The sequence below is a fragment of the Streptomyces sp. NPDC001700 genome (assembly GCF_053596435.1).
The window spans coordinates 358,445-370,011 of the sequence record NZ_JBSFGE010000008.1; the positions used below are offsets into that span (position 1 = coordinate 358,445).

General features: G+C 73.3%; 8 protein-coding genes. 5 read left to right on the top strand and 3 right to left on the bottom strand.

All coding sequences use genetic code 11. The annotated features are described in order from the left end of the window. Nucleotides 1-2: 2 nt before the first annotated feature. From pcaB to ACWC5C_RS18370, 3 genes are all read right to left on the bottom strand, one after another. Nucleotides 3-1,403 carry a 3-carboxy-cis,cis-muconate cycloisomerase gene (gene pcaB / locus ACWC5C_RS18360; protein ID WP_450876399.1) on the bottom strand — a complete coding sequence of 467 codons (1,401 nt, stop codon included), beginning with the start codon at nt 1,401-1,403 and terminating at the stop codon, nt 3-5. Further along, entirely contained in the window at nt 1,400-3,379 is a 1,980-nt protein-coding gene (locus ACWC5C_RS18365) for an FAD/NAD(P)-binding protein (RefSeq protein ID WP_450876401.1), read from the bottom strand. Before ACWC5C_RS18365 ends, pcaB begins: the two co-directional genes overlap by 4 nt. Nucleotides 3,380-3,616: 237 nt before the next feature. After that, on the bottom strand, nt 3,617-3,808 hold the full coding sequence (locus ACWC5C_RS18370) for a hypothetical protein (protein WP_450876403.1): 192 nt from the start codon (nt 3,806-3,808) through the stop codon (nt 3,617-3,619). Nucleotides 3,809-4,400: 592 nt separating this feature from the next. Between ACWC5C_RS18370 and ACWC5C_RS18375 the strand changes: the two genes are divergently transcribed. The 5 genes from ACWC5C_RS18375 (at nt 4,401) to ACWC5C_RS18395 (ending at nt 11,485) form a co-directional block, all read left to right on the top strand. Further along, nucleotides 4,401-6,674 (top strand): HelD family protein, encoded by a 2,274-nt coding sequence (locus ACWC5C_RS18375; protein ID WP_450876426.1) that lies wholly within the window; start codon nt 4,401-4,403, stop codon nt 6,672-6,674. A 438-nt stretch (nt 6,675-7,112) separates the two neighbouring features. Then, a complete protein-coding gene (locus ACWC5C_RS18380; RefSeq protein ID WP_450876405.1) occupies nt 7,113-7,874 on the top strand; it encodes a GNAT family N-acetyltransferase in 762 nt (253 codons plus the stop codon). A 406-nt stretch (nt 7,875-8,280) separates the two neighbouring features. Then, nucleotides 8,281-9,069 (top strand): CAP domain-containing protein, encoded by a 789-nt coding sequence (locus tag ACWC5C_RS18385; protein ID WP_450876407.1) that lies wholly within the window; start codon nt 8,281-8,283, stop codon nt 9,067-9,069. A 293-nt stretch (nt 9,070-9,362) separates the two neighbouring features. Beyond that, a complete protein-coding gene (locus ACWC5C_RS18390) occupies nt 9,363-10,307 on the top strand; it encodes a hypothetical protein (RefSeq protein ID WP_450876409.1) in 945 nt (314 codons plus the stop codon). Next, nucleotides 10,304-11,485, top strand: a complete 1,182-nt coding sequence (locus ACWC5C_RS18395; RefSeq protein WP_450876411.1) for a S8 family peptidase — start codon at nt 10,304-10,306, stop codon at nt 11,483-11,485. The genes ACWC5C_RS18390 and ACWC5C_RS18395 overlap by 4 nt, the downstream gene beginning before the upstream one ends. Nucleotides 11,486-11,567 lie beyond the last annotated feature (82 nt).

Sequence of the window (11,567 nt, forward strand, 5' to 3'; positions counted from 1 at the left end):
CTTCAGGCGCGGGGCCGTAGGGCGCGGTCGACCAGGGGGCCCGCGGCGCCCGTGTAGTGGGCCGGGTCGCACAGCGTCGCCAGTTCCGGGGCGGGGAGGTCCACCTCGGGCAGGGCGGTGAGGACTTTCGCGAGGGGCTGGCCGGTGCGCTCGGCTTCGGCCGTCGCCGTGTCGAGCAGCTGTCGGGCCGCCGCCTTGCCCAGGCGGGGGGCGAGGACGGCGGCGATGCGTTCGGAGACGATGCGGGAGCCGGTCAGCTCCAGGTTGTCGGCCATCCGGGCGGGCCGGATCCGTAGGCCCTCGGTCAGTTCGACGGCGGTGTGCGCGGCGCCGCCGGTGAGGCGGAGGCATTCCCGTAGCAGTTGCCATTCGGCGTGCCAGCCGCCCGCCGAGCGTTCGTCCTCGGAGAGCAGGCACTGGGTCAGGCCGGTGGCCATGGGCGGGACTTGGAGGGCTGCGCTGCGGAGCAGGGTGGCCAGGACCGGGTTGCGTTTGTGCGGCATGGCCGAGGAGCTGCCGCGGCCGGGGGCGGCGGGCTCCTCGACCTCGCCGACCTCGGTGCGGGCCAGTGACTGCACATCGACGGCGATCTTGCCGAGTGCTCCGGCGGTGAACGCCAGGGCCGAGGCGAGGTCGGCGATCGGGGTGCGCAGCGTGTGCCACGGCAGCACCGGCCGGGCGAGTCCGGTCTCGGTGGCGAACGCGGCCACCAGATCGTCGAGATAGCCGCCGGGTTCGACGGGCCCGGGGCCGGGAGTGCCGTCGAGTCCGGCGTATTCGAGGTAGCCCGCCAGGGTGCCCGCGGCGCCGCCGAGCGACACCGGGAGGCCGGTGTCCGCGACGGTGCCGATGCGGTGGCCCGCTTCCAGGAGTAGTTCGCGCCAGCCCGCCGCCTTGAGCCCGAAGGTGGTGGGCACCGCGTGCAGGGTCAGGGTGCGGCCCGCCATCGCGGTGTCGCGGTGCTCGGCCGCGAGCCGGGCCAGCGCGTGGGCGGCGGTGTCCAGGTCCGTCCGGATCAGCCGGAGGACGTCACGCGCGACCAGCATGGCGCCGGTGTCGAACACGTCCTGGCTGGTGGAGCCGCGGTGGACGTACTCGGCGGCGGCCGGGTCCTCGGCCGCCACCACCTCGGTGAACGCCCGCACCAGGCCGACCACCGGATTCGCCGTCTCCCGCGCCCCGAGGGCGATCGCCCGCAGATCGAGCCGTTCGGCGCGGGCCGCCCGGGTGATGGTGTCGGCCGCGGACCGCGGCATGCTGCCCAGCCGGGCCTGGGCGCGGGCCAGCGCGGCTTCGGCGTCGAGCATGGCCTGCAGCCAGGCCAGGTCGCACACCGCCGCCTCGGCGGGGGTTCCGGCGCGTACCGGTGAGAGCAGGCCCGCGTCGGTCAGGGGGTCGCTCACACGATCACTCCCGTCAGGTGGGTGCCCCCGGCCGCGGTGCGTGGCGTGGGTGTCCGGGGGACGGGGGCGGGGGCGGGGGACAGGGACAGGAGGGTACGGGCGATCGCGTCGGCGTCGCCGAGACTCACCGAGTCCACGCCGGGGCGTATCCCGGCGGCCGTCACCCAGTGCACCGATTCGGTCGGGACACCGTAGGCGAACCGGCGCGGATGGACCCGCCCCTGCGCGTCGACCACATGGCACGGCCGCTCGGTGACGGCGAGCCCGCCCGTCTCGTAACCGGTGCCGCCTTCCCCCTCGATCCGGTACGGGCGGCACTGCTCGGTCAGCAGCAGATGGCGCAGCAGCGGATCGGCGGCGCGGCGTACGTCGGGCACCGGCAGCCGGGCCTCGATCAGATGCCGGGAGCGCACCTGCTCCCCGGGCACCAGCGTGGACTGCGCGACGAACGCGGGCCGTTCGGTGTCGATGCACACCTGGGTGCCGGGGCCGGTGACCTCCAGGACGCCCGCCTCGATGAGCGCGATCATCTCCTCGATACGGGAGACCGGCGGGCCGATGGACAGGAACGCGTTGAGCGGGGTGTACCAGCCCTCCAGCTCGTCCAGATGGGACGCGCCGTCCAGACCGCCGTGGTCCACGACCAGGCGTACTTCGTTGCGCAGGTCCCGCAGCACGTCCAGCGCCGCTTTGAGCGGACCGTCGACGTTGCCCGCCTTCGCCTCCGCCACGTCCCGGGCCAGATAGTCCAGTAGCCAGGTCCGGTACTCCGCCCGGTCGGTGAACTCCCGCCCGGCGCAGGGCTGTTGGAGTCGCTCCCAGTCCCAGCGGTCGCCGGGGGCGATGCCGTACGTGTCCAGGAGCGCGGCCCGCTCCTGGTGCGAGGCGGCCAGGAAGCGGTCGGTGAACGGCCCGGGGTCGGCGCCACGCGAGGTCAGCAGCGTGCCGTAGTAGACGCTCTCCACCTCTGCCGCGATCAGTGGCCACACATCGGCGCGGAAGCGCACCCGGTCGCCCGCCGCGGCGCGGCGGCGCAGCCCGGCGATGGTCTCGGTGGTGAGCAGCCGCGGAACGTGGCGGCCGGAGGCGCCCTTCTGGTTCTCGCCGCGCGCGTGGTACGGCACCCCGCGGCGCGAGCTGGCGTACATCACCGGCTCGCGCCCCGAGGGCCGGTACACCAGGCGGTCCCCGACCCGGTCGAACACCCCGCCACGGCCGATGGTGAACAGCGCCATGTGGTCGAAGAAGGTGAGACCGAGCCCGCGCAGCAGCACCGGCTCCCCGGCGCCGATGGAACTGTTGTCCACATCGGCCGGGTTGGCCGGGGTGACATAGCCGAGGTGGTGGATGCGGGCCAGGCTGGCGGTGCGCTCCTCGCGCGGGGTGAGGTGGGCGGGAAGGTGTCCGAGGGCCAGGACCACGGCGTCCAGCTGGTGGATGCGGGTGCCGTCGGCCAGCCGGATGCCCTGCGGCCCGCCCGGCACCCCGCTGGTGTCCGCCATCGCCACCGCGCGCGAGCGGTGCACCCGCAGTGTGATGTGCTCCGGGGCGCGCGCGGCCACCCGCTGGAAGCTGTCCAGCAGATAGCGGCCGTAGAAGGCCCGGGTGGGGTACGTGTCGGGGCCGAGCGCCCGGGCCTCGGCGAGCGTGGGCGTGTCGTACTCGCCCGGCTCACCGAACCGGGCGAGGCTCCGCGCCCACTCGTACAGGCTCGGACCCGGCTCGATCGGGCCCTCGATGCGCACGCTGTCGTCGGTGTAGACGGTGATCTGGGACGCGACGGTGTTGGTGAGCAGATGCCGGGACTGGCCGGAGCGCCACACCGCCCCCGCGCCGGGCGCCGCCGGGTCGACGACGTGCACGGTGATGGTCTCGTACGACCGCGCCGCGCGCTCGTTGGCGCACAGCCGCTCCACCACACACAGCCCCCGGGGCCCGGCGCCGACGACGCACACCTCCAGATGGCCCCCGCTCATCGGCGCGCTCCCTGGCCACCGGACTCCTGTGGTTTCGTGGCGGACATCGCGGACAACATCTCGATCCTCGCTCTCGCTTCGGCTCCGAGGGGTGCCACAACCGGGGTGCTCTCTCGCGCGAGCAGCCTATTCCGCGAGGTGTGTTTCCGTCGTTCTGCCGGGATTTCCCCAGTTGCCCGCCCTCGCCGGGCAGGGCACTCGGCCATCGCCCCAGTTGTCCACCGGAGCGGGGTGCGGTCAGGGCCGGGGCGTCAGCAGTTCGCGGGCCAGCGCCTCGCCCCACCACCGCTCGACGGTGTCGGGGAGCCAGCCTCGCTCGACGGTGAGCGTGGTGTAGACGTCGATGTTGCACAGGGCCGCGTAGACATCGACCGCGGCCCCGATGTCCAGGCCGCCGCGCAGCGTGCCCGCAGGCCAGGACGAGAACACCCGGACCCGGGTCTCGTCGCCCCGGCTCCGGCCGTCGCGGTGAGCTGCTGGGCGGGCCCGGTCCCCGGGGCCTCCAGCTCGGTGAGCATCAGCCGCGCGTCGGCGGAGAGGTCGGCCGCGTCCGCCACCGCCCGCACCAGCCCGGTCTTGTTCCCGTACGCCGCGTACACCCGGCACCGAAACGCCCGCCTCGTACCCGCCGGGCTACCGGTCGCCGGTGGGCGACCGCCGGGCTCTGGGCGCTGCACGATGCTCTGTTCGCCCTCAACGCGACGTTCCTGGCGCTCGCCCTCGTCGGCCTGTCCGTCGGCGGGCTGCGCGCCGGGCTCATTTCACGCTGGCACGGCCGCCTCGGGCTGCTCGGGCTCGCCGGGTGGCTGTTGTGGGTGGTCTGGGTCGTCGCGTACGGCGTCACCCTGATCCGGTTGAAGCCGGAATGTGTGCCATAGCGGAAAAGAAAAACCCCGGCTGCCTTGAGTCCGGGGATTTCGCTGCGTATATTGGGGATTTGTGTGCCTGAACGCAGATAACGGCACATGGAAACTCGATGAAGTCATCATATCCAGCGGGAGTTGAATTGTCAAACGCGGAATTGCGTCAGGAGCAGGAATTCATCGACCTGCTCCATGCGCGTCTCGCCGAATTGCGGGCCGGGGCCGAGGAGGCGGTGAGTGACGCCCTGTCGATGGAGGGGCGGAACTTCCAGGCGCGGCTGGAGCGCGATGTGCTGGTGGCCGAGCGGTCCGGGCTGCTCGCCGCGTTCGACGCGGGGGAGCGGGGGCTGTGCTTCGGGCGGCTGAAGTTCCGCGACGGCCGCGACCACCACATCGGGCGCATCGGCATCCGGCGCGACGACGTGGAACGCACCCCGCTGGTCATCGACTGGCGGGCCGATGTGGCGCGCCCGTTCTACCTGGCGACCGGGCACACCCCGATGGGGCTGCGCCGCAGGCGCCACATCACCACCGAGCGCGGGCAGGTCACCGCCCTGCACGACGAGATCCTGGACCTGGACGACACCGCACGGACCGGGCACGAGAGCAGCGACGCGGACGCCGTGCTGCTCGCCGCGCTCGACTCGGCCCGCACCGGCCGCATGCACGACATCGTGCAGACCATCCAGGCCGAGCAGGACCGGATCATCCGCGCCCCGCACCACGGCGTCCTCGTCGTCGAGGGCGGCCCCGGCACCGGGAAGACCGTGGTCGCGCTGCACCGCGCCGCGTATCTGCTGTACGCGCAGCGCGAGCTGCTGGCCCGCCGCGCGGTGCTGGTCCTGGGACCCAACCCGGCGTTCCTCGGGTACATCGGCGAGGTGCTGCCCGCGCTCGGCGAGACCGGTGTGCTGCTCGCCACGCTCGGCGAGCTGTTCCCCGGCGTGACGGCCGCCGGCACCGACACCCCGGAGGCCGCCGAGGTCAAGGGCCGCGCCACCATGGCGGATGCCCTGGCCCGCTTCGTCCAGGACCGGCAGGCGATGCCCGACCCGGAGATCGTGATCGACCACGACGACGGTGACCTGGTCCTGGACGCGGACATCGCGAGCGACGCGCGGTGGCGGGCGCGCGAGACCCGGCTGCCGCACAACCTGGCCCGCCCGCATTTCGCGTTCAGTGTCATCGACGGGCTGACCGCCCAGCTGACCGACCGGATCGGCGCGGACCCGTACGGCGGCCCGAACCTCCTCGGCCCCGACGACATCGCCCAGCTCGGCAAGGCGATCGCGGCCAGCCCCGAGGTGCACGCCGCCATCGAGGAGCTGTGGCCCGAACTCACCCCGGAGCAGCTGGTCGCGGACTTCCTCACCGACCCCGTCCACGTGTCCGACGCCGACGCCGCCGCGATCCGCCGTACCGGCGGCGAGTGGACCCCGGCGGATGTGCCGCTGCTGGACGAGGCCGCCGAACTGGTCGGCGAGGACGACTCGGCGGCCCGCGCCGCCGCCGAGGGGGCGCGGCTGGAGCGCATCGAGTACGCGCAGGGCGTGCTCGACCTCTCCTACGGCTCCCGCACCCAGGAGTTCGAGGACCGCGAGGACGACGACTCGGAGGTGCTGGCCGCCCACAACCTCATCGACGCCGAGCGCCTGGCGGACCGCAACGAGGAGATCGACCACCGCAGCGCCGCCGAACGCGCCGCCGCCGACCGCACCTGGGCCTTCGGCCACATCATCGTGGACGAGGCCCAGGAGCTGTCCCCGATGGCGTGGCGGCTGCTGATGCGCCGGTCCCCGACCCGTTCCATGACGCTCGTCGGCGACCCCGCGCAGACCGCGGAGCCGGGCGGCTGCGGCTCCTGGGCCTCGATCCTCGCCCCGTACGTCGAGGACCGCTGGGAGCACACCCGGCTCGGCGTCAACTACCGCACCCCGGCCGAGATCATGGCCGTCGCGGCGGAGGTGGCCCGGACCGCGGACCCGGACTTCGAGCCGCCGAGTTCGGTCCGCGCCACCGGCGTACGCCCCTGGGCGCGGCACACCGCCGACCTGCCGGGCGCGGTGGCCGACGCGGTGGCGCGGGAGTCGGGGGCGGAGGGCCGTGTGGCGGTGATCGCCCAGCCCGCCCACCACGACGCCCTCGCGGCGGCGCTTCCGGACGCGTCCTCGGGCCGCTCCCCGGACCTGACCAGCCCGGTGGTGCTGCTGGCCCCGCGGCAGGCCAAGGGGCTGGAGTTCGACACGGTGATCGTGGCCGAGCCGGGGGAGTTCGGGACGAGTGATCTGTACGTGGCGCTGACCCGGGCGACCCAGCGGCTGGGCGTCGTGCACACCGGGACGCTCCCGGAGGGCCTGGCCGGGCTGGCAGCGCTGTCTGAGCTGTCTGAGCCGCAGGACGAGCAGGACGTGGCCGACTCGCCGGAGCGGTGAGCCGAGCGCGGTGTGGCGGCGTGGAAACGCAGCGGCGCGCCGCGCCCCGCCGCCACCGCGGGCCCCGCGCCGGTCGCCCGCGCTTCGGCAGGCGGGCGCACGGGACGCTACGGGTTGGGAGCCGCCGCTCGCCGGTGCGGTGCCGGATCGCCCGTAGCCGCCGGGCGGTTGACCCCGCCCAGGTCAGGGGGCGCCCGGCGGCGGAGTTCTGAACGGCGGGGGACGCGGCCGGGGCGGTCGGACGAACGCCTGGTGGGCGGCCTCCGCCGATTTGCCCCAGGCCGGGGGCCGTATGCGAGAGTAGACCGCCCCGATCGGCCGGGCGCGCCCGCGCGCGCAGCCGCCGACGGGTCCCCCATACCCCAGTAGGCAGTCTCCGGTCGCGCCCGCGCGTGTCCGGGCTGCCGCCGTCCCTCCACTACGTCCTTCCTGAGAGCGATGCTGGCAACGACTCTTCCTCCCCGGACCACGGACCTGTTCGACCAGGGCCTGGAGTTGCGACCCGGTTCCGCGCTGCTGCGGTTCGGCGCGGCGCGACAGCGACCGGCCGGCCGGTTCGGCTGGTCGGGCAATGGCGCCGCGGCGTGGCTCGATGACGTCCGCGGACATGTGTGGACCGTCGGCGGCCCGGAGGCGGCCGCCGGGCTCGTCCTGCGCGCCGCGCAGCGCCGCCCGGAACAGGTGCGGGAGTTCACCGGGCCACGCGGCACCGACACCCTGGTCGCCCGCCACCTGCCGGTGGACGACATCGTGGAGTGGGTGTTCCGCTGGACACTGGAGGAACCTCCCGTGCAGCGGGGCGAGGAGCGCGTGGTCGTCCTGGACGAGAGCCACCACGACGAGCTGCTCGCCTTCCTCGGCGAACACAGCCCCGCCTACTCGACCGGCCCCGGCTCCGCGGATGTGAGCCTGTGGTGTGGAATCCGTGACGACGAGGGCCAGCTGGTGGCCTGCGGTGCCATGAGCAGCCTGCGCGACAGCGGGGCGCCGCTGATGGCGTCCGTCGCCACCGACGCCGCCCAGCGCGGCCAGGGTCTCGGCGCGGCGCTGACGTCGTGGCTGACCCGGTACGCGGTGCGCCGCCACGGCTTCTGCACCCTGTGGCAGCTCGCCGACAACACCCCCGCCGAGCGGCTCTACACCCGCCTCGGCTACCACAACGAGGACCCCTGCGTGGCCGCCCGGATCGCCGCCAACTGATCGCGGCGAACCTCATGACAACAGTCACACCGGGCCCCGGAACGAACGGGGCGCAATAGTAGATACCCGCTCGGCGAAATCGGAGACTTTTCGGCTCTTGCCGACATGTCGTATCCGGGTTCGCCACGGGTCCGGTGTCCCGCCCAGTCGTCTGGCCACCAGCGTTTCTGACGGCGGGACACCGTCACATCTCCTTCACGGGACCTGCGCAGCACACCTCGGTGTGCCTCCGCAAGCGACGTCCCGCACTACGACCCCCGGTAGTAGCGAACACTTGTTGCATTGCTTTCGGCGCGGACCTAACAATGACGGCCCACACCGCGCCTCGGCAGTCCTGGCATCGCTGCGCACAGAGTCAGCCGTACACGGGGGAGGGCGTACCGCGACTACCGAGTGAGGGTCACGCATGAGCAAGCACCGGACCACGAAGACGCACCACCGGAAGATAGCCGTCGCCGCCGTCGCGGTGGCCGCGGTGGGTGTGCCGTCGGTCGCGATGGCGTGTCTGGACGGGCCGGACGACAAGGGCAACGCGGCCCGTGGGGTGGAGACCAGCGCGACCGCCGAACACGGGCAGGGCGAGCGGTGGCAGGAGAAGAAGAGCCAGCACCGGGACACGGAGAAATCGGCGCCGGTGAAGCGGGCGAAGGAGACGGAGCGGGCGTCGCGGTCGGCCTCCGCCACGCCGAGAGCCCGTACGACCTCCGCCCCCGCCACCACCCTGTCCGCCACCGCCCCGGTGGCGGCGAAGTCCAAGGCCCCGGCCACCACGGCCGCCGCCACCACCAAGGCAGCCGCCTCCCCGACGGCCGCGGCGTCCAGCGCCGAGGCCCAGGTCGTGGAACTCGTCAACGACGAGCGCGCCAAGGTGGGTTGCTCGCCGGTGAAGGTGAACGCGAAGCTCACCAAGGCCGCCGAGGCCCACAGCAAGGACATGGCCGAGCACAGCAACATGTCGCACACCGGGTCCGACGGATCCCAGCCGGGCGACCGGATCGAGGACGCGGGCTACTCGTGGAGCACCTACGGTGAGAACGTCGCCTACGGCTACAGCTCGGCCAAGAGCGTGATGGAGGGCTGGATGAACAGCTCCGGTCACAAGGCCAACATCCTGAACTGCGACTTCAAGGAGATCGGCGTCGGCCTCTCCGGGTCCGACAACTACTGGACGCAGGACTTCGGCACGGCCCGCTAGAACCTGCCCTCCCGCGCCCTGGACGCAGCTGCCGCTCCCCGTCGGCCTGCCGAGTCCAGGGCCGGTTGCTCTGTTTCCGGCCATGATCGGTAAGGTTCACTTCTGCACGTGCGGGGGCGTGTGCGTCGGAGGTCGTCTCCTCAGTTGTTCTGCGCCCGCTCGCCGGTCGCCGACGCTGAGGAGGAGAGCCCATGTCGTACCCAAGGCCACCTGAAGGCCCTGGACATGCGGGGCCCTACGGACAACAGCAGCCCCAGCAGGGCCCACCGTCCATGCCGCCCCAACCCCCGCCCATGCCACCGTCCCCGCCGCCCGGCGCCCCGCAGGGGTGGCAGGCGGCGCCGGGGTACGGCGGGCAGGCGGCACCCGGTACGCCGTACCCCGGGCAGGGTGCGCCGTACCCCGGGCCCGGGCAGGGTGCGCCGTACCCCGGGCCCGGGCAGGGTGCGCCGTACGCCCCGCAGCCGCCCGCGCCGCCGCGGAAGAGCACGGGCCGCACCTGCCTCACCGCCTTCCTCGGCATCACCGGCGCACTCGGGATGCTGGCCGGTGGCGCGCTGACCGCGCACGCCTACTCGAACGCCAGCCAGGACATCGCCAACCACAGCGAGTACGGCGCCTCGATGTGGCGCAACGAGCCCGCGGACAAGCTCTTCCCGGACACTCTCGCGCCCAAGGAGAACTCCCAGTCCGCGAGCGACGACCGCAAGCGCGCGCAGTGGCATCGCATCGGGATATCCGAGCAGACCGGCTGTGACGACGGGCTGAGCGGAGCCACCGCGGCCGAGGCGGAGAAGCTCGGCTGCAAGGCCGTCCTGCGCGCCACCTACGTGGACCCGACGGGCAACACCGTGGCGACCGCGGCGCTGATCGTCCTGCCGGAGAGCGACACCGTGAAGGACGAGATGAGCACCTTCTTCGACACCGAGAAGGAGAAGGACAACCCGGGCCCCGGTGTGAAGGCGTACGCCGTCCCGGGCACCATCGCGGCCCAGTGGAGCGACGCGCGGTCCAACGGCTCGGCGGGCACGTCGGTGACCGAGATGTACGTCCCGTACGCCCTCATGGCCTCCACCGGCGCTGTCGACGGCCGCAAGGCGGGCGAGCTGCCCGGCGAGTGGGGCAAGTACAGCTCCGACGCCGAGCAGGACCGGGCCCCGTGGCGGGGTGCGGCCACTGGCCTCGTCGACGCCCTGAACACGCACCTCGGCGATCTGCTGCTGGAGGAGACCTCATGAGCGTCCGGCGACACACCACCGCCCGCCTCGCCACGGCCATGACGGCGACCGTCCTCAGCTCGGTGCTGGGCGTGGCGGCCGCGCCGCCCGCGGCCGCCGCCAACCCCACCCCCACCAGCTGGGAGGCGAAGGCGCTCGGCCTCGCGTCGGCGCAGAGCACCGCACAGGGCGAGGGCGTCAAGGTCGCGGTCCTGGACAGCGGCGTCATGACCAACCACGTGGCGCTGGACGGCAAGGTGACCACCGGCCCCGACTTCCTCAAGGACGGCCTGCAACCTGGCGATCCGCGCTGGGGCGGCCACGGCACCGCGATGGCCTCGGACGTCCTGAAAGCGGCCCCGAAGGCGAGCATCCTGTCGGTCCGGGTGATCGACGACAAGCAGTACCACGATCCCGAGGACTGGAAGACGGGGCCCAGCCCGGTCGGCCAGGGCATCGACTACGCGGTCGACCACGGCGCCGATGTGATCTCCATGTCGCTCGGTGGCGAGATGTTCGGCGACAGCGTCGACGAGGGCGAGGTCAACGCCCTCGCCCGGGCGGCCCAGAAGGGCATCCCGGTCATCGCGTCGGCGGGCAACGACGGCGACATGTTCAACGACGCCTCGTACCCGGCGGGCTACCCGGGTGTGATCGCCGTCGCCGCCACCCAGCAGAGCGGCACCCGCGCCGAGTTCTCCACCGTACGGACGTACAACTCGGTGGCCGCACCCGGCGTGGCCATCGTGAGCGCGAAGAACACGGGTGGCTACGAGCCGGTCAACGGCACCTCGCCCGCGGCGGCGCTCACCTCGGGCGTGGTGGCCCTGATGCTGTCGCACAACGACAAGCTGACCCCGGCCCAGATCCGCGCCCTGCTGACGAAGACGGCGAACCATCCGGCCGACGGGCGCAACGCGCTGGTCGGGTACGGGCAGATCGACGCGGCTGCCGCCGTCCGGGCCGCCGCGAACCCGCCCGCCGACGGGACGGACCCGGCGAAGTACACGGGCAAGGAGCATCTGGCCACCCCGGACGGTACGCCGAAGACCCAGCACCCGCCCCTGGAGACGGAACTGGTGACGATCGGCCTCGGCGCGGCGGGCGTGGGGCTGCTGATGGTCATCGGCGCGGTGCTGATCACCCGCGCGGGCCGCCGCCGCGCGGCCACGGCCGTCGCGGGCGCTCCGCGGGGCTGATCGCCGATACGGATGTGGCGGGGGGGGGGGCGGGGGGGGCCCCCCCCCCCCGGGGTTAGGAGCACCCACAAGCCCGCGGGGC

What these genes read in the sequence shown, in the direction of transcription:
- ACWC5C_RS18380 (WP_450876405.1), top strand. Translation starts at nt 7,113, where the DNA reads ATGCTGGCAACGACTCTTCCTCCCCGGACCACGGACCTGTTCGACCAG.
- ACWC5C_RS18390 (WP_450876409.1), top strand. Translation starts at nt 9,363, where the DNA reads ATGCCACCGTCCCCGCCGCCCGGCGCCCCGCAGGGGTGGCAGGCGGCG.
- ACWC5C_RS18395 (WP_450876411.1), top strand. Translation starts at nt 10,304, where the DNA reads ATGAGCGTCCGGCGACACACCACCGCCCGCCTCGCCACGGCCATGACG.
- ACWC5C_RS18385 (WP_450876407.1), top strand. Translation starts at nt 8,281, where the DNA reads ATGAGCAAGCACCGGACCACGAAGACGCACCACCGGAAGATAGCCGTC.
- ACWC5C_RS18365 (WP_450876401.1), bottom strand. Translation starts at nt 3,379, where the DNA reads ATGAGCGGGGGCCATCTGGAGGTGTGCGTCGTCGGCGCCGGGCCCCGG.